General features: G+C 39.3%; 16 protein-coding genes and 2 tRNA genes. 7 read left to right on the plus strand and 11 right to left on the minus strand.

The genetic code is table 11. The annotated features are described in order from the left end of the window. Positions 1 to 107: 107 nt before the first annotated feature. The 3 genes from ACTJKN_RS23790 to ACTJKN_RS23800 all read right to left on the minus strand — a co-directional run bounded on the left by ACTJKN_RS23790 (position 108) and on the right by ACTJKN_RS23800 (position 3,390). Positions 108 to 2,519 carry an AsmA family protein gene (locus ACTJKN_RS23790; protein ID WP_440828186.1) on the minus strand — a complete coding sequence of 804 codons (2,412 nt, stop codon included), beginning with the start codon at positions 2,517 to 2,519 and terminating at the stop codon, positions 108 to 110. A gap of 96 nt (positions 2,520 to 2,615) precedes the next feature. Continuing rightward, entirely contained in the window at positions 2,616 to 2,906 is a 291-nt protein-coding gene (locus ACTJKN_RS23795; protein ID WP_440828187.1) for a YciI family protein, read from the minus strand. 4 nt (positions 2,907 to 2,910) lie between these two features. Further along, the gene (locus ACTJKN_RS23800) at positions 2,911 to 3,390 is read right to left on the minus strand and encodes an ABC transporter ATPase (protein WP_440828188.1); all 480 of its coding nucleotides are present in this window, start codon (positions 3,388 to 3,390) and stop codon (positions 2,911 to 2,913) included. 50 nt (positions 3,391 to 3,440) lie between these two features. Between ACTJKN_RS23800 and ACTJKN_RS23805 the strand changes: the two genes are divergently transcribed. The 3 genes from ACTJKN_RS23805 (at position 3,441) to ACTJKN_RS23815 (ending at position 7,665) form a co-directional block, all read left to right on the plus strand. Beyond that, positions 3,441 to 3,926 (plus strand): hypothetical protein, encoded by a 486-nt coding sequence (locus ACTJKN_RS23805; RefSeq protein WP_440828189.1) that lies wholly within the window; start codon positions 3,441 to 3,443, stop codon positions 3,924 to 3,926. A gap of 755 nt (positions 3,927 to 4,681) precedes the next feature. Next, positions 4,682 to 6,319 (plus strand): TldD/PmbA family protein, encoded by a 1,638-nt coding sequence (locus ACTJKN_RS23810; protein WP_440828190.1) that lies wholly within the window; start codon positions 4,682 to 4,684, stop codon positions 6,317 to 6,319. Between the two features lie 8 nt (positions 6,320 to 6,327). After that, positions 6,328 to 7,665 (plus strand): TldD/PmbA family protein, encoded by a 1,338-nt coding sequence (locus ACTJKN_RS23815; RefSeq protein ID WP_440828191.1) that lies wholly within the window; start codon positions 6,328 to 6,330, stop codon positions 7,663 to 7,665. 78 nt (positions 7,666 to 7,743) lie between these two features. Here ACTJKN_RS23815 and ACTJKN_RS23820 read toward each other — a convergent pair whose 3' ends face one another. Continuing rightward, positions 7,744 to 8,532 carry a (Fe-S)-binding protein gene (locus tag ACTJKN_RS23820; protein ID WP_029277013.1) on the minus strand — a complete coding sequence of 263 codons (789 nt, stop codon included), beginning with the start codon at positions 8,530 to 8,532 and terminating at the stop codon, positions 7,744 to 7,746. Between the two features lie 79 nt (positions 8,533 to 8,611). Then, entirely contained in the window at positions 8,612 to 9,907 is a 1,296-nt protein-coding gene (locus ACTJKN_RS23825) for a 4Fe-4S dicluster domain-containing protein (RefSeq protein ID WP_440828192.1), read from the minus strand. Positions 9,908 to 10,135: 228 nt separating this feature from the next. Here ACTJKN_RS23825 and ACTJKN_RS23830 point away from each other — a divergent pair. Beyond that, positions 10,136 to 10,208: transfer RNA gene (locus ACTJKN_RS23830), tRNA-Phe, on the plus strand. A 263-nt stretch (positions 10,209 to 10,471) separates the two neighbouring features. Further along, positions 10,472 to 10,544 (plus strand) — tRNA-Phe (locus ACTJKN_RS23835). A gap of 147 nt (positions 10,545 to 10,691) precedes the next feature. Here ACTJKN_RS23835 and ACTJKN_RS23840 read toward each other — a convergent pair. From ACTJKN_RS23840 to ACTJKN_RS23850, 3 genes are all read right to left on the minus strand, one after another. Next, positions 10,692 to 11,510: an SDR family NAD(P)-dependent oxidoreductase gene (locus tag ACTJKN_RS23840; RefSeq protein ID WP_440828193.1), complete on the minus strand. Its 819-nt coding sequence runs from the start codon at positions 11,508 to 11,510 to the stop codon at positions 10,692 to 10,694. A 307-nt stretch (positions 11,511 to 11,817) separates the two neighbouring features. Beyond that, positions 11,818 to 12,264, minus strand: a complete 447-nt coding sequence (locus ACTJKN_RS23845; protein ID WP_440828194.1) for an SRPBCC family protein — start codon at positions 12,262 to 12,264, stop codon at positions 11,818 to 11,820. A 20-nt stretch (positions 12,265 to 12,284) separates the two neighbouring features. Beyond that, a complete protein-coding gene (locus tag ACTJKN_RS23850; protein WP_440828195.1) occupies positions 12,285 to 12,644 on the minus strand; it encodes a DUF1801 domain-containing protein in 360 nt (119 codons plus the stop codon). A 302-nt stretch (positions 12,645 to 12,946) separates the two neighbouring features. Here ACTJKN_RS23850 and ACTJKN_RS23855 point away from each other — a divergent pair, with 302 nt between their 5' ends. Beyond that, positions 12,947 to 14,545, plus strand: a complete 1,599-nt coding sequence (locus ACTJKN_RS23855) for a S41 family peptidase (RefSeq protein WP_440828196.1) — start codon at positions 12,947 to 12,949, stop codon at positions 14,543 to 14,545. Between the two features lie 70 nt (positions 14,546 to 14,615). Here the strand turns inward: ACTJKN_RS23855 and ACTJKN_RS23860 are convergent, their stop codons facing one another. Both ACTJKN_RS23860 and ACTJKN_RS23865 read right to left on the minus strand, forming a co-directional pair. Then, on the minus strand, positions 14,616 to 15,218 hold the full coding sequence (locus ACTJKN_RS23860) for a hypothetical protein (RefSeq protein ID WP_440828197.1): 603 nt from the start codon (positions 15,216 to 15,218) through the stop codon (positions 14,616 to 14,618). A 118-nt stretch (positions 15,219 to 15,336) separates the two neighbouring features. Then, complete coding sequence (locus ACTJKN_RS23865) at positions 15,337 to 15,621, minus strand: hypothetical protein (protein ID WP_440828198.1); 285 nt, start codon at positions 15,619 to 15,621, stop codon at positions 15,337 to 15,339. Positions 15,622 to 15,715: 94 nt separating this feature from the next. Between ACTJKN_RS23865 and ACTJKN_RS23870 the strand changes: the two genes are divergently transcribed. Beyond that, positions 15,716 to 16,219 (plus strand): GNAT family N-acetyltransferase, encoded by a 504-nt coding sequence (locus tag ACTJKN_RS23870; RefSeq protein ID WP_440828199.1) that lies wholly within the window; start codon positions 15,716 to 15,718, stop codon positions 16,217 to 16,219. Positions 16,220 to 16,320: 101 nt separating this feature from the next. On the opposite strand, the gene ACTJKN_RS23875 is transcribed toward ACTJKN_RS23870, so the two are convergent. Continuing rightward, entirely contained in the window at positions 16,321 to 18,735 is a 2,415-nt protein-coding gene (locus ACTJKN_RS23875; protein WP_440828200.1) for an outer membrane beta-barrel family protein, read from the minus strand. Positions 18,736 to 18,790 lie beyond the last annotated feature (55 nt).

Genomic DNA, 18,790 nt, shown 5'->3' on the forward strand with positions numbered 1-18,790 from the left:
AATGATTGAATTTTGAATGATGTGATTGAATAATTGAGTGCAAAAATTTCTAATAAGGAAATACAAACACATTCAATCATTCAAAACGCTCTCATTCAATTATTAGTTTAGTCGTGATCCTTATTCCACCTGATTTTTATTCCACCTTTTTCGTCATCTACCGCTTTTAGGTGTAATACGATGCCGCGCATGCGGGCTTCTCTTTTTTCTGATCTGGTTAGGTTTTCATCACCTTTAGGGTTTCTCAGCGGGATGTCCATCTCTACATTTGTGCCATATCCTAAAGCATAGGTGCCTTTTACATTAAAGTTTAACGCGCTTGAGTTTACCTGCATCGGACTAATTTCTACTTTATCACCACGCACGTTAAGTGTTCCATCAAGGTTTTTGATTTCTACGTTTGATAAGTTCCTGTTGGCAAAGGCAAATTTTCCTACCTTAACCATGGGGTCGAAATTAACCAGGGCTGCGTTGTTTAGATTAAATACTACTCTACCGTTTATCGATCGTGGAAGAATTTTTCCCGTATGCGATATTTTTCCGGAAATATTAGCCAACGCTGATAAATAACCCTTTAAATTTTTGTTGGTGATGGTATTCTGGCCGAAGTTATCAAATGAATAAAAGAAATCTTTAACACTCACATGGCTGATTTTTGAATTGATTTTAAAGCTATTTGAGGCGGCTTCCTGCATAATATTTCCATTCAGTGATAACTGACCACCCGCATGTGCCACACTTATTTTGTTGAAGAAAATCCCTCCGCCACGCAAAGAAATGTCGGCATCGAGATTTTTGGCGAGAAAATTATCATAAATGGCTTTATCAACGGTTAAACGGATATTCATTTTCGAAAGCTCCAGCACATTGCTCAGCTCTTTGGAAACCACTTGTTTGTTTCCGCTCGATTTTTTCTTCGCTGTTCTTGGTCCTAAGAAAGGTAAGAACTCTTTTAGGTAGAGTTGAGGGCTCGACATTTTTAAGTTCACCAATATTTTTTCGGGAGCAGTATAATACAGGTTGGCAAAATTGGCGATGCTACAGTTTACATTAAGCTCGCTTTTACCTAACTGGAAATGCCCGTTCTGTATCGATAAATCATTCTGGTTGAAGTTGATGTTTAAAGCACTTTTTACCAGATGAAGCTTCCGGGGGATGTAAAGGATATCGGCATCGGCAATCTGTACTTTACCTGAAACAACAGGTTTGGTAAATCTGAAATTATCAATATCAGCCTTGCAATATAACCTCAGGTTGGCTGTTCCGTTTTTAAATTCAAAATCGTTCGTGCCTAATGAATTGTTTAAATTGGATAGGGGAAATTGTGAGGTTACCAATCCGGTAGCAATCGGGCGTGACAAATTATTAACTGTGAAAGTGTCGATCTTAAGCGGTGCATTAAAATATTTTGCCGTAAGCCTGTGGAATTTGATGGATGAATTTTCATCACCAATAATACCGCCCACGGTATCCCGATTGGTAAAGGAGCCATCAAAATTACAGGCCGTTAATTTGCCTGCCGGAATAGAAACCACATTATCCCGAACGGTTATGCCTACTTTGATCAAGGGATCTCCGTATTTCCCTGATCCGTCATCAACAATATTTCCCCGGATATCGATCGGTTTTTCTATGCCGAACTTTAAGAGTTTAGAAGAGATATTAGGCGATAAGAGTAAGGCAACATCTCTGAATAAAATATCATTAACAGCTATGCTAATGGCAAAAGCAGATTTATCCAATTCTATTTTAGCACCGATTTTAAAAGGGTGCCCGCCAATGTTCAGGACTTCGGGACTCAGTATTACCGCATCCAATTCGCGGCTGTAATGTGCATTTAATGTTCCATCAAGCGTCTTGTCCTTCAAAAAGCTACCTTTTCGGGTATTAAAGGCGAAACTGTTCACTTTCGTCATTAACTTGATTTTACCTGTCCATCCGCTATCAGGATATTGCATTCTGCCCTGGATCTGATCGATATCGAAATTGAATAACTTGAACCTCTTTTTGTTATCTAATATCAGGCTAACCTTATTAAAATCTATTTTTTTGACTTCTAATGCGGAAGATTTTGGTGACGATTTTTTATCTGTTTTAGATTTGCTTTTAAAAATACTGGTGTTGCTATAACCAGTAGAATCGGTGTAGATATAAATAGCAGCATTGTTGATGGCAATCTGTTTAATGTTGATGTTACCTACAATGAGCGAAAGTACGTTTAACGATACATCTATATCCTGCGCTTTTAAAAGATCGTGTTTATGTTGGTTCCATAAACTATCTCTCAATAAAACACCGTTTAAGGATACCGAAACCCCGGGAAAACTTTTCAGGAGTGTTGGCTCCATGTTTGTAGCGGTAATTTTTCCGTTTAAATTTTTATTGAGCTGTGATAGGATAGAAGCGAGTACTTCTTTTTTATTTCTACTGATGTAAAATGCTCCGGCCAACCAGGTGAGGATAATCAGAACAACAATAACCGATATAATTTTTAAAGAGATTTTGAGCCAGCGCTTCATAGACATTATTTGATTTAACCAATATAATGTTTTTTGCCAGCTAATTGTTTGAGCAGTAGTGAAAATAATGTGGGATATCACTACGGGTTCTAAGAATTATTTTCCTAAAAGTGATTCGAGATCAGGATGGTATTGTGAGGTTAAGAAATGTGTAATGGAGAAATCGGCTAGCCTGTGTTTGTAGAAAGGATCCTCCATTAGGATCTTTTTTAATTCATCTTCATCTTTTGCCAGGGCTAAAATAATTCCACCAGTTCGGGGTACTTTTCTGCCAGAGGCAACAAAAATATTTTTTTTATAGTATTTCTTTAAATATTGGACATGGGCGTCCATATGTTCATCCAACTCGGTTAACGGAACAATATATTTAAGATCTACAATGAACATATGGTTACAATAAGTGAGCAAAAACAGTAGAATGCCAGCTGTTTTGGAAAGGAACTTCCCATTTGCTATCCAGCTCGGCCAGATTTTGTACCATATTGTTAAAAACAATCGTTTCTGGTGTTACCTGTTTAATATTTACCAAAGTTTCAAAATCTTCTTTGCTGTTTACCACAACTTCTCCATTTACTTTATAGGCAATGTTGAAGCGGTTAAAAAGGTCTACATGGTATTCCTGTTCAATTTCTTTAATTAAGCGAACAGAGCTATCAATAGAGCAACCGGTAACGCCCGCCTGACTTTCGTCGACCGTTAGGATAATAAAAAAGCCATAGCGGATTTCTGCTTTTGCAAGCAATTCATTTCCATGTGCTTTCCACTGGTTAGTAAAAGCTGCTAATTTGTTTAAGATCTCACTTTCTTCAACAGAAGTAAATTTGCGATCGCTTTGGTATACCCAAACTCTTGATTGTGGAGAAAAACTCATATACAAATTTATGATTTTAATTAAATTGGTGTGTTTAAAACGCTAACCTGATGAAAAAGTTTACACTCTGCTTGAAAATATCCCTTCTTTCGGCTTTTTGTATGTTTTTATGTGCTTTTTCCGATCCCGAAACCTTAACGCAATCGATCAATTTCCTTCAAAAAACATTTACCGATCATTACGATAGCACTCAGGAAAGCGACCAGGTAAAGCGTTATGAACTAAATGTTACCAACAATGGCTTTTGCCGTTACAAGCGTTATTTTAATAACGGTAAAACAGAGTATTTCGCATTTAAACTGTCGAAATTTAAAGATATGGACTATTATGGCACAACTACTTCCGGCAAATTGTATATCCATACCAAAGGTGACGACGTAATTGTGCAGACCTATAAAGACAAGGGAGGTGATGTAGATTCGATGGCTACGCAGCTGGTTATTCCGTTAAAAAATATGGAAGCTGAAGACTTAAACCTGATCCGAGATAACCTGAATAAAATTAATGCAGAGGTTTTAATTTCTCAGAAGCCATAACTTGTCTCTGATGATGAGCACTTCAAGCGAGTTGATTATCTTTTTCCAGTCTTATTAATCCCGTTGTTAACACCAGTCGTATATTATATGAAGTAAAATATGGGCGATTTTTTTGGAGCGCAATGCCATTCGTTTTTTTTTATGTTAGTCCTGCTCTTCGCTTTATCCCGATGAAATATCGGGGATGCCGCTTCGATCAGGGCTATGAACTTAGGTTTGTGGCACGGAAAACCGACATAGTAGCAGAAAGTGGCTAAACTAAACCTGATCGAACGAATGCCATTTTTCATGGCAGAAGGCAGAGCAGGAAGAAATTGACTATGGAATACTGCTATTGCTTTCCTAAAAATAAGAAGCCATGAAATCAGTAATGTTAATCATGATGCAGGTGCACCAGTCGTATATTAGATGAAGTAAAATATGGGCGATTTTTGGAGCGCAATGTCATTCGCTTTTTTTATGTTAGTCCTGCTCTTCGCTTTATCCCGATGAAATATCGGGGATGCCGCTTCGATCAGGGCTATGAACTTAGGTTTGTGGCACGGAAAACCGACATAGTAGCAGAAAGTGGCTAAACTAAACGTGATCGAACGAATGCCATTTTTCATGGCAGAAGGTAGAGCAGGAAGAAATTGACTATGGAATACTGCTATTGCTTTCCTAAAAATAAAAAACCTAACAGTACAAGGATCAAGAAGTTTTTTTTAATTATAAGTTAAAACACTTATATTCAGTCAACTTAAAACAATCTCATCTTGAAACGTAGAAACTTTATTTATTTAACTGGAGTAGGGGCTGCCGCGGCTATGCTTCCTGCTATTCCAGTTTTTGGGAAAGAGATTTCCCCCGAGCAAGCCTTAACGTATATCGATCCGGCGGCTAAAAAAATCCTGTCGGATGTGGCCCTAAATGCGGCACGCTCAAAAGGCGCAACTTATACTGATGTGCGTGTAGGCAGGTATCTTAACCAATACGTCGTTACACGCGAGGATAAAGTAGAGAATATTGTAAATACCGAATCGTATGGGATTGGTATCAGGGTAATTTCGAATGGCAGTTGGGGGTTTGCGGCAACCGACAAAATGGACAAAGATAGTATTGCCAAAGCAGCCGAACTGGCGGTAACTATTGCCAAAGAAAATGCCCGTTTGTTAAGAGAGCCCGTAAAGCTGGCACCACAAAAAGGATATGGTGAGGTAAGCTGGAAAGCACCGATTGAGAAAAATGCCTTTGAGGTACCCGTAAAAGAAAAAGTAGATTTATTGCTGGCGGTGAACGATGCGGCAATGAAAGGTGGTGCAGATTACATTAATTCCATCTTATTTGCGGTAAATGAACAAAAATATTTTGCGTCTACCGATGGCTCTTATATCGATCAGGATATCCACCGCATCTGGCCTACCTTCTTTATCACTAAAATAGATAAGGCAACAGGTAAGTTCGAAACGAGAAATGCATTGAGTGCACCTACCGGAAAGGGATACGAATACCTGGATGCAAGGCCTCAGGATAAAATACAAACAGCTTCGGGCACGCTTTATAAAGGCAGATACGATATGCTTGAAGATGCTACCCAGGGAGCCAGGCAGTTGGGAGAAAAAATGAAAGCAAAATCAGTAGAGCCAGGTAAGTATGATCTGGTATTGGATCCTTCACATTTATGGTTAACCATACACGAATCGTGCGGTCACCCAACCGAGCTTGACCGCGTATTGGGCTATGAGGCCAATTATGCAGGAACCAGTTTTCTAACCTTAGATAAATGGGAATCTAAAAAATTTAACTATGGTAGCAAGGAAGTTAATATTACTGCCGATAAAACTGAAGTTGGCTCGTTAGGAGCTGTTGGTTACGATGATGAAGGTGTAAAATGTGGAAAATGGGATGTGATTAAAGATGGTATACTGGTAAATTACCAGGCCATCAGAGATCAGGCGCATATACTAGGTTTAAATGCTTCACAAGGCTGTTGTTATGCCGATAACTGGAGCAGTGTGCAGTTTCAGCGCATGGCTAACATTTCACTTCAGCCTGGCAAAACCAAACTGAGTATAGCCGATCAGATTAAAAATGTGGAAAAAGGCATTTACATTGTGGGCGATGGGTCTTTCTCTATCGATCAGCAGCGTTATAACTTTCAGTTTGGCGGCCAGCTTTATTATGAAATTAAAAATGGCAAAATCGAAGGTATGCTTAAAGATGTAGCCTATCAGGCCAATACCCAGGAATTCTGGAATTCTTGTGTAGCTATCTGCGATGAAAGTGATTACCGTTTAGGAGGCTCTTTTTTCGATGGTAAAGGTCAGCCTGGTCAGGTGAGTGCTGTATCCCACGGATCGGCAACCACACGTTTTAATAAAGTTAATGTGATCAACACCGCTAGAAAAATCTGATAGAAATTATGCCAATCTTAACAAAAACAGAAGCAAAGGCACTTTTAACTAAAGTACTTTCTTACTCCAAAGCAGAACAATGTGAAGTAAACCTAAATTGCTCAGATAGCGGTAATATAAGGTACGCCCGAAATTCGGTGTCAACCAGTGGAGGGATAAGCGTCAACAGCCTGGTAGTCAGTTCTGCCTTCGGGAAAAAACTGGGTACGGCTACTATAAATGAATTTGACGATGCCTCATTGGAAAAAGTGGTTCGCAGGGCAGAAGAACTTGCTCAGCTGGCGCCCGAAAATCCTGAATTTATGCCTTTTCTTGGTCCTCAGGAGTATGGTGCCGATTCGCCAACGTTTTCTCCAGCTACAGCAGCCGTTACCCCGAAAGACAGAGCCGATGCAGTACAGGCCAGTTTAAAACAGGCTATAGACAGCAAGCTGAATGCTGCAGGGTTTTTATCCAACAGTATGGGCTGTTCGGCAATGATGAACAGTAAAGGGTTGTTTGCCTACAATACTTCAACCGATGTAGCTTTTAACATTACTGTAAGAACTGATGATGGTAAAGGATCTGGTTATGCCACAAGGGGATACAATGATTTTAGCAAGCTCAATGCAAAAGCCGATACGGCTATAGCAGCCAAAAAGGCCATGTCGTCTGTAACGGCAAAAGCCATTGAGCCAGGAAAATATACCGTTATTTTAGAACCGACTGCGGTAGCGGTGATGCTGGAAAACCTATTCTTCTCAATGGATGCCAGACAGGCCGATGAAGGACGGAGCTTTATGAGCAAAACCGGAGGTAAGACAAAATTGGGAGAGCAGCTGGTAGATGAAAGAGTAAATATTTATTCAGACCCATGGAATCCTGAACTACCAACGGCAACATGGTCTGGGGATGGAAGGCCACAGCAGAAAGTAAACTGGATAGAAAAAGGAGTCGTTAAAAATTTATACAGTTCGAGGTACTGGGCGCAAAAAACCGGGATTAAAGCGATCCCATTCCCAGGTGGCGCCATTATGAAAGGCGGAACGAAAACGCTGGAAGAGCTGATCAAAGGAACAGAAAAAGGCATATTGGTTACACGCTTATGGTACATCCGCACGGTAGATCCACAAACCCTTTTGCTTACAGGGCTGACCAGGGATGGTACTTTTTACATCGAAAATGGAGAGATCAAGTTTCCAGTCAAAAATTTCCGTTTCAATGAAAGTCCGATTATAATGTTGAACAACCTGGATGAAATCGGAATAGCCGAAAGAACAGTAAGTGCCGAATCGGAAGCCAACTATCTTTTACCGCCATTAAGAATAAGGGATTTTACTTTCACCTCTTTATCTGATGCGGTATAACAAATCAAGAATTAACAATATGATAAAGCCTGAGCATCATCGATGTTCAGGCTTTATTTGTTTAGTTAAAAGCTGAGGTTACAGACCGTTTGCCCTTGCTGTAATCTCAGCAATATCCAATACCTTAACTTCCTGTTCTTTATCTTTTAGTTTAATACCGTCGCTTAGCATGGTCATACAGAATGGGCAACCTGCTGCAATAACCTGCGGATTGGTTTGTAAAGCCTCATCAATGCGTTCTACATTGATATCTTTATTTCCCTTTTCTGGTTCTTTAAACATCTGTGCACCTCCGGCACCACAACATAGGCCATTACTTTTGCAGCGTTTCATTTCTACCAACTGTGCGTCAAGGACCTCCAGGGCTTTTCTAGGCGCTTCGTAAATTCCGTTTCCACGGCCCAAATAACATGGATCGTGATAGGTGATTTTTTTGCCTTTGAAACTTTCGCCACCTTCAGCTTTTAATTTGCCCTCGTTAATCAGATCCTGGATCAATTGCGTATGGTGGATTACTTCGTAAGTGCCGCCTAAACCCGGATATTCATTTTTAATGGTATTGAAGCAATGTGGACAGCCTGTTACAATTTTTTTGATGTTGTAAGCATTCAATACCTCAATATTGGTCATGGCCTGCATCTGGAAAAGAAACTCGTTACCAGCCCTTTTAGCCGGATCTCCGGTGCAACTTTCTTCTGTTCCTAAAACAGCATATTTTATGCCTACATGATGTAAGATCTTGCAAATGTCGCGGGTAATTTTCTGCGCTCTTTCATCGTAACTTCCAGCACAGCCAACCCAAAATAATATTTCCGGTTCTTCACCTGCGGCCATTAACTCGGCCATTGTAGGGACTTTAAATTCCATTTGTCTAGTATCTAGTATCAAGTATCAAGACCTGATGTAATTATAGTTTTAATTCAATGTCAACTGAAATTTTCAATTGCTAGCTTTCTTGCGCCCAGTTAAAACGATCGGCCGGAGAGTATTTCCAGGGCGCCTGGTTATTCTCAATATTTCCCATCATCGCGTTAATACTGCCTGGTGCCTGCGACTCTTCCATGACGGCAAAACGGCGAAGCTCCATAATAATCTGTAATGGATCAATGTTTACCGGGCAGGCCTCTACACAGGCATTACAACTGGTGCAGGCCCAAATTTCTTCTCTGCTAATGTAATCATCCAATAAGGATTTTCCATCCTGATGTTCAGCGCCATGTTTGTCAATATTTTGGCCCACTTCGGTAATTCGGTCGCGGGTATCCATCATAATTTTCCGTGGCGATAAAAGTTTACCTGTAATATTTGCCGGGCATACCGAAGTACATCTTCCGCATTCGGTACAAGTGTAAGCATTCATGAGGTTTACCCAACTTAAATCGGTTACATCTTTGGCGCCAAATTTACCGGGTTCGGTTTCTACCGGAACAAAAGAAGGATCGAGCATGGCTTTCACCTCATTGGTAACTGAGGCCATATTGGTAAACTCACCTTTAGGCTCCAAATTAGAAAAGTAGGTGTTTGGAAAGGCGAAAAGAATATGAAAATGTTTCGAATAAGGCAGGTAATTTAAGAAAGCCAGTATGCCTATAATGTGGAACCACCAGCAGCTGCGCTCTACGATAACCAAGGCACTTTCTGATGAAGGCAGGATGTTAATTAAATATTGACTCACTGGAAATGCACCGGCATTAACGTAATGGCTGGCGCCCAAAAGCTGTAATTTTGCATCGGCCGCGTTCATTAACAAGAAAGCGCTCATTAATAAAATCTCTGTAATGAGGATGTAATTGGCATCAGATTTTGGCCAGCTTTTCATCTCAACGCCACTAAAGCGTTTAAGTTTTAGGATATTTCTGCGTATAAGAAAAATCGCGCACGAAACCCAAACGGTAAAGGCGAGGATTTCGAAAGATCCGATCAGAAAGTTATATAAACCACCTAAACCATTAAAAATACGGTGTGTACCGAATAAACCATCGATTATGATCTCCAATACTTCGATGTTAATGATTACGAAACCGATGTAAACAAAAAAGTGGAGAAAAGCGGGGATAGGGCGAACAACCATTTTAGATTGACCAAATGCCACGCGAAGCATGGTCATTAACCTTTTTTGTGGCTGATCTTGCCGATCTGTCGGTTTGCCTAAACGGATATTGCGAATTATTTTACGCAGGTTAACTGTAAACAGCGCAATTGCTGCAAGTGTAAGTACTAGAAAAAGGATCTGTGCTACCATGCAATATTAGATTGTTACGCTAAATTAGGATATTAATCTAAATAAATTACTATGCATGCATAAAAAAAATAATAAAATTGTTTGTTTGTACTCATTCTAAGCAAGGATTAAGGCCTTCTTTAAGAATTATGAAAAATTAATTAATTGATAATCAGCGCAGCAATGAAATAATCGAAAAAAAATTTTGCTTTTGAAAAAAGAACGCTACATTTGCAATCCCAAACGGATGGTGCCATAGCTCAGTCGGTAGAGCAAAGGACTGAAAATCCTTGTGTCCCTGGTTCGAATCCAGGTGGCACCACTTCCAAAAGCCTTTCAGAAATGAGAGGCTTTTTTGGTTTTTAAGCTTTCAGTTGATCATATTCAGATAGCTAACCTCATTTAAATGCTTTCCAGTTTTTTTGCATAGTGGATGGAAGAAAGGTAAAATATTTTTTAATGCATCCTTCTGCTTATCAAAAAGATGGCTACTCATCGTTGTGTTTGTCGAAAAAAAATGAAATAAATTCATTGTTCTTTTTTGGATTTGGGAAAAAGAATACTACATTTGCAATCCTAAAAGGGGGTGCCATAGCTCAGTCGGTAGAGCAAAGGACTGAAAATCCTTGTGTCCCTGGTTCGAATCCAGGTGGCACCACTTCTAAAAGTCTCGATAACATCGGGACTTTTTTGTTTTACCAGCTTTTTTGCAGATTAACAAAAGAAAAATTCTTACAGGCCTGTTATTTAAAGCCTAAGTTATTTGTTAGGTAATAAAGATTACAGCTTTTTATATAGAAAATTATTAGGGATCTTTTTTCAGGAATGCGATGTTTGTTAGCTTATAATTTAGTGCCCCTGTCGTACCAGCAGTAACATCAATAGTAACACCTGTTATCTTACCAGCCATAGCTGATGAAAGAAATACTGCCGTGTTGGCTATATCTTTCATAAGGGGGAGCTCTTTTAGCATGGTGTCATTTTTCATCTTTTCGATGAACTCTTCTACTTCATCGCCACCTGCCTCTATGGCTTCTTTAAAGATCCTTGAATCAGGAGAGCCGGCTGAACGGATATTGATAACCCGAATACCATAAGGACCTAATTCTGCTGCAAGATTACGAGAAAAGCCTTCTACCGCATTACAGGCTGGCCCAAATCCGCCTACATTGGCGTAGCCAATGCCTCCCGGAGTTGCGGTAAGCGACAGTATGACGCCGGATTGATGCTTTTTCATCGACCTTGCGGCGGCAGTTGCGGTTATAAACTGGGTTTCCATGGCTATACTTATGGGGCGGAGAAAGTCGTGGAGCGTCATGTCTGTTAATGGAATATCCTGTGTGTCCTGCCAGCCTATAGCATTGAAGGATATATCAACAGATCCTGCGGTATGCATTACGGAATGGATATGGTCGTTCACAGATTTTTCACTTCTGGCATCAACCTGATAGACCGAAACTTTTCCACCTGCGGCATCAATCTTTTCGGCTGTTTTTTTTACACGATCAAGATTATGACCTGTAAGGAATACATGGGCACCAGCTGTTGCAAGTGCGTTTGCAACAGCACCTCCAAGTGATCCGCCAGCCCCATAAACAATTGCGTTTTTACCTTGTAGTAACATATAAGAATTATTTGTATTCAAATTTAAACGTTAATAGTTCTTTAAATACTGGGTAGTTATGACAAATAAAAGGTCATTTGGGACAGGGAAAAATTAATCGACCTAGTTTTGCATTAGCGGTGAAAGTTGCTCGAATGATCTTGGAGCTGAGTGAAGGTTAAATCAAACCCGATAATAATTATCCGTCTTGGCAAAAATAGCTGGCCTGGGTACCTGATCAGGACTGACGCAATCATTATCTATTCTTTATCCAATGGAGATAAATTTCAATGTATAGCGTAAAAAAAAAAGCCCTTTCGGGCTTTTTTTAGGTTTCAATATGGTCATGCTCGTTTTCGGCTAATTCTTTTACCTTATCTAAGGCTTTGGGCCATATTTTCTCAAAATACGCTTTCCAATCTTCGATGATATCCATATCTATAGTAAGCTCTGTTTTTCCGTCCTTTTCTTCAAGGGTATAATTTTCGAGCGATTCGCTCCAATCCTGATTAAGGTTTTCCTTGCCATCTTTTATTTCGCCAAGGTGTTTGATAGACATGTACCTGTTAGGAATATTGTCTTGAATCACAGCTACCATTCCATCCCCTTTACCATCTGAAAAAAGTGCTCTGCTTCCTTTTTTCCAATCCGTTTCTACGGTAGAACCCTCGGCAAAAACCGACGTCCATTTCGGGTAGGTTTCTACTCCGAAAAGAACGGCCCATACTTTTTCTGCTTTGGCATTAATTGTGGTTTTGAATTCGATCTTTTCCATGGTTTTTTATTTATGTTATTTTATGAATTTTCCATTAAACTTACCCAGGCATTTACGGCTTGGGTAAGCGCGTTTGCATGTTGGTCTACATCTGCCATTGAGTAAAATTTTGCGTAAGCTTTTCCTTTGGTCTGCATTTCTAAAAATCCAAAATCATCATTTAATAACGATGCCTTGTGGAAAATAGCGACCACATAATTCTTTATTTTGGGGTTTATGGTAGCCATTTCTTCCTTGAACTTAAAACTGGGCCCACCCCATTTAATATCGCTCTCTATTTTAGGATTGGCAGCAGTAATAATTTCTATTACTTTTTCCATTTCTTCTTTTAATGGATGATCCAGTTCATCCATAAAAGCTTTAACTTTGATAATGCTCATAACTAACAATTTATAAAACAAAGTTGTTTAGTTTTAAATTGACTTAAGCGGTGCAAAGGCGACAATTTGAGGGGGCATAAGGACTAACAGCTAGACACCGGTTTAGCATATCTTGTTAAAATTTGCTAAATATCTCAGTGAAAAGTAATTTAATCGGTAGATTTACGTAATTCACTGATACATATATGCACAGGAGCACAATATTTTGAACTAAATTTAGTTTGTTGGTTGACAAAAGTTTCTTCCTGAACAACTTAACCTTTGCCCAGTACGTATATAAAAGATATATTACAATAATTTCCATGAGAAATAAGAGATTCCTTTACCTGGTTGCACTATGTTTTTTAAGCTTTGGGACCATTACCAGCTGCAAAAAAAGCAGTCCCGCGCCTGATGAGCCGGTAACTCCACCAGTAGTTACTACGCCAACTGGAACGCGGGATGAATTGACTAAAGATTCTATCTTTTTATACGGTAAAGAACTTTATTATTGGAATACTTCGCTACCAACTTATGAAGTTTTTAATCCGCGTGGATTTAGTTCGAATGAAGCTGAATTATACGCTATGACACAATATTCTTTAGATCCGGCAACAGGAAAGCCATATGAATATGTAAGCACACCTGGCGAACCGAAATATTCTTTTTTCGACTATACTGCAGCTACATCGGGTAAAACAGGGTCGCTTAAAGCAGATGTAAACGGTTCGGCCAATGATTACGGTTTTTCTGTTCAGTATAACAACGACACAGACCTTAGGGTAAAATATGTTTATCCAAACTCACCTGCAGCGCAGCAGGGCTTAACACGTGGCTGTAGAATAACCAGTGTAAATGGACGAACGGATCTTAGTTGGCCAAATGCAGTTAATTTTTTAAACAGTGCCATTTTCGGTACAAATGCAACGGTAACGCTGGCTTTCAATGATATTGGGGGCAACCCTAAAACAGCTGTTGTATCTAGCAGCTTATATACTGTGAATCCGATATTATTTACCAATGTTTATACGGTTGGTACAAAGAAAGTCGGTTATATAGTATTCAATAGTTTCACCAATAATGCTTCTGCAGCTATAAATACAGTTTTTTCTAATTTTGCTACCCAGGGGGTAAGTGAATTGATTATTGATTTACGCTATAATGGCGGTGGTTATGTTTCAACAGCTACCCAGATAATAAATTTGGCAGCACCTGCAGGAGAAACAGGTAATACGATGTTTACTTCTTATTACAATAATTACCTACAGTCGATCACTAGTGCTCAGCGCAAAGCCTCCGTTTTGGCACACCAACCGCTATTAGATGATGCTGGTAAATTACAGACCTTTACCACGGGTGTAAACGGAAAGTATGCTACCTATGCGGATTTAAATTATTCGCCTACAGCTGCAGACAATATAGAGAAGTTTGCGAAGTCAGGTAGTTTAACATTAAACAGGGTTTATTTTATTGTAACTGGATCAACAGCCTCGGCAAGCGAGTTAACTATTAACAGTTTAAAGCCTGTAATGGATGTAAAACTGATTGGTAGAACAACTTATGGTAAACCTGTAGGTTTCTTTCCGATTAGAATAGATAAAGTAGATATGTATATTCCTGAATTTGAAACCAAAAATAAACTTGGCGTTGGTGGCTATTATTCAGGTTTAACGGTTGATAAGGAATCAGCAGAAGATTTAACCAAAGCTTGGGGTGATGAAACTGAGACTTTGTTGGCTTATGCATTGCTGTATGCTAAGAATGGGAATTTTGTAACCACAGCTGCAAAAACAGCTAGCTTAAGTACAACGACAACAGTAATGCCATCAAAACTATCTGTAGCAGAATTGAGAGCTTTAGATGAAAAGTTAGATCCAAAAGGATTTAAGGGGATGGTAATGACGCCTGATAAGAAATTTTAATATAAGCTTTTCAATAAAAATGCCCGTTTAACATATTTAGTTAGACGGGCATTTTTATTCTTGGTGGCATTTACAATAATATTTTACTGCTGATATCTTTATTGATGGTAATATAACCTGGATATTTAACAGGCGTATTACCCAGCATAAAAGTTGGTTTTATTTTAATGGTTAATAAACCTAGTTTTTCATCTTTTGAAGATGATCCTTTCTGAGCAGCCTTGATAATATCGTTGAAGACATTGCCATTAGACACTAAGCCGTAAATGTTGCTTACCAGTTGCACCGGAACAGTAACTGTTTGCCCTTGTGCAATGCTTACATTTTGATTAACAATGCCTTCTGCCAAATCGGTATTATTAACCAATATCTTATATTCGAACTGGTTTATGGCCGCTAAACTGCTTGATGGGTTGGTTATTTCTAAATTCAGATTGGCTTTTAAAGGAATGTCTTTTCTTAACAATCCCAATGCAACCCCAGGCAAACTGGTTAAGCTGAAACTTTGCTGGTCCATTAACTTTTTAACATCTGTACCTGCAATTGATACCTGTTGTACGCCTGTAATTTTATAGGTGCAGTCTTCCAGGGCTTTTATCTGCTGTGCCTGCCTGTTTATTCCACAGCCAAAAAGGCCAACAGTTAAAAGGCATACTAATAATCTTTGTTTCATTTTATGTGTGTTAGGTGATAGCATAAGTACCCAAAAACTTGGATATTTATGTACTGCAAACATAACGCCAAAATAATAAAACTATTTCAGCTGCAATATGGGTTTAACCAAAATTAACTTAAGCGCTTGGCGTAACAGTTTCGATATCGTCCCGTTTACCATCGTTATTAGTTTTGTTTTCTTTGGCAGGTTTCTCTGTTACGTCTGTTTCTTTCTCCTGATCATCGGATTTTGCTTTTTCCTCACCTTTAACCTCTTCGGGTTTCTGTGCGGGCTCACCTGGTTTATCCGTTTCTTTTTCGGTTGAAGGGATTACGGTTTCTATTTCGAGCTGTACGTCGTCAGTCGGTTTTGGATGATCGTTACCTTTTGCCGCTTCTTTTTTATTTTCTTCGTTTTCCATGGTATAAATCTGTTTAATACTTAATCTTAATAAATCGAATTCGATTGCTTTTTGTTTTGATATTTTAATAAAGCATTTACCCCATTTTTTAACTTTGTTAAAAAAAACACAGGATATGGCCATTACCATCAGGGAAATTACTGCACACGATAATGCAGCTACTGCATCAATGATCAGGACTATTTTAAGGGAATTTAAAATAGACAAGCCGGGTACTGTTTATACGGATCCTACAACAGATGAGCTCTCTACACTTTTCGAACATCCTCAATCGGTTTATTGGCTGGCAGAAGAGGATGGGGTTATTGTTGGCGGTTGTGGTATTTTTCCAACCGAAGGCCTGCCAGATGGTTGTGTTGAGCTGGTTAAATTGTACACCTCTGCATCTTCACGCGGAAAAGGTATTGGCAAAATGCTCATGGAGAAAAGTATAGAATCGGCGCAGCACTTTGGTTATAATGAGATTTATCTGGAATCGTTTCCCGATCTTAAAAGGGCAATTGAGATGTACGAAAAGGCAGGGTTTAAAAAACTCACTGCTCCATTAGGTAATTCTGGCCATTTTGCCTGTAATGTTTGGATGCTGCTGGTCTTATAATTGGTTAATCGTTGAAACTGATTAATCGGTTAACTGTTAAAATTGAGAAATCTTAGCTCAATTATTCAGCTAACCGATTTAAACTTACCCTTGGCCAAACCTTAATTTTTGCCGACTCTGTTTTCCTCGTCGCTTGTTCCGGTTTGTCTGCTGCGGGCAGTTTTGATTTTCATGTTCCCGAATTTATAGGTGAGACTTAAGTTTATCCTACGGCTTTCCCATTCGTTCTGCCAATAGGTTTTAATGTTATTGTATTCCAGATTGGCTCTGAACTTACTGGTATTGAAGATATCGTTTACTTTTAAGGCCAGTGTTGCATTTTTGTTCCAGAATGATTTTTTAGCGCCAACATTGAGCTGATAATTTCCTAAACTGCGGAATAAACCAGAAATAGAAGGAGAATCGTAATAGCCATACATCGTTAAGCTGTAGTTCTTGGGCAAAGTGATGGTATTATCCGACATGACAGACCAATTCCACGAGAAGGCATTATAGCCGTTTCCCTGTACTGCCGATGTGGTGCGGTTATAACCAACAGAAACTTCGGTACTGTTGTTCCACCATTTGGTTACATCAAAAGGACTTCCGGTTGCCATATAAAAATTTGTTGTACGGTTCAGGTTTTCTGGCCTGGAGATGCTTTCTTTTGTATTATTGTTCTGATAGATTACTTCCCATATCGCGCCATTACTTACCGAATAACTCAACGTTAATACCCTGAAATTTTTAATCGAGTAATTAAACTCAAAACTATTGGCATAAGATGGCTGTAACAATGGGTTTCCCTGTATGGCAGTATAAGGGTCGGTATAAAAGGTAAAGGGATTTAAACTGCTGTATGATGGCCTGTTGATGCTTTTACGGTAGGCCGCCGTTACGAGGTTGTTCGAATCCAGCTTTAAGGAAATAAAAAGTGTTGGAAAAAGTTTCCAGTATTTCCTGTCAATCAGCGTATTGGTACCCGATGAACTGCCATTGCCCAAAGTCTGTTCTGCGCGCAAACCTGCTTTGATCTGTATGTTTTTAAAACTTTTATCAAGGGAAAGATAACCTGCGTTAATGTTCTCATTGTATAAAAAGGCATTGGTTCGGCGCGGATCGTTAATCCAGCCAGTGGTTTTTAGCGAATCGAAACGTACATCGCTCTGCGATTTTACCCAACTGCTTTTCCAGCCAGTTTCCATTTTTAATGTTTTTGAAAAATTTAAGCTATAATCGGCCTTGATGGAATAGATAGAAACATTGCCAATACCTTTATTGCGTAAATCGATCGGATTGCCGATCAGCTGATCGCTGGCATCAAGGTAGTTATTGGTAAAGGTTTCGTTCTTACTGTTGTCGTATTGAACGTAATCGGCATCAAAACCCAGTTCACCGCCCAATGTATCTGTTTTGAAACGATAGTTTAAGTTAAGGGCGTAGTTCTTTTCGGTATTACTTTGCGGATTAAACATCGATGTTCCACCCATTTTTGCACCAGTGGCATTATAATTTACCGAATTGCTGTTTACCTTGGTTTCTGCCGGAGCTGTAAAGCCTTTTACCATTACCCCTAAAGTATGTTTGTCATTAATAAAGTAATCGGCACCGGTAGAGTAATTTAGGCTGCTGGTTATCGGGTGCCAGAAATTAAGCTGGTTATATTGTTCGTCGCCAATGGTTCTGTTTAAAGTTAACCTGTTGTATGAATTATAGTGGCCGGCGTTTAAGCGTACATAGGTACTCACTTTACCGATATTGTAATTCAGGTTAGTGCCGGCATAAACTTTTTCATAACGGCCATAACCACCACCCATATTCAGGTTCCCATTAAAGCCCTGCATTTTATTTCTTTTGAGTTTAATGTTGATGATCCCTGCTGTGCCAGCAGCATCGAAAGAGGATGGAGGATTAGAAATCAGTTCGATTTTGCTTAATACAGAACCAGGTAGCGATTTGAGGTAAGTGGTTAATTCCATTCCTGTCATATAGCTCATTTTGCCATCAATCATCACATTGATTCCTTTTTTGCCTTTCAGCACAATGTTATCGTCTTTATCGAGTTTTACTCCCGGCGACCTGCTGATTACTTCCAGTGCATTATCACCTGCGGTATTCATCTGTTCTACGTTTATAATCACCCGGTCTGCTTTTTGATCAATTACAGGCATTTTCGATACGATGTTTACATCTTTCAGGTTTTGAGCATGGTCTGTCAGCATAATTGATGGAACTTTAACCGCCATATCTTTCACTTCAAATGGTGCAGATTGGTTTTTACCGTAACCCATCATTAAGGCTTTAATAAAGTACCTGCCAGATTTAACATTGCTGAATTCGTATAAACCTTGTTGGTTGGTGACTTGTATGGCAACCGAAGCTGAATCGGGTAAGTGAATTAGCGCTATTGAAGCGTAATCGAGTGCTTTATTGCTTTTGTCGGTAACGGTTCCCGATACCTTAATGTTTTGAGCCAAAGCGGTTTGAAGGCTAAAAATAAGCAGCGCAAAAAGAGCAGATTTAAATAAGGGATTCATATCGTGTTTGTTTTATTGACGATTCAAAGATGAGGAGGTTGCATCAGCCTAAAAA

Source organism: Pedobacter sp. 22163, from assembly GCF_052045595.1.
Lineage (GTDB): Bacteria > Bacteroidota > Bacteroidia > Sphingobacteriales > Sphingobacteriaceae > Pedobacter.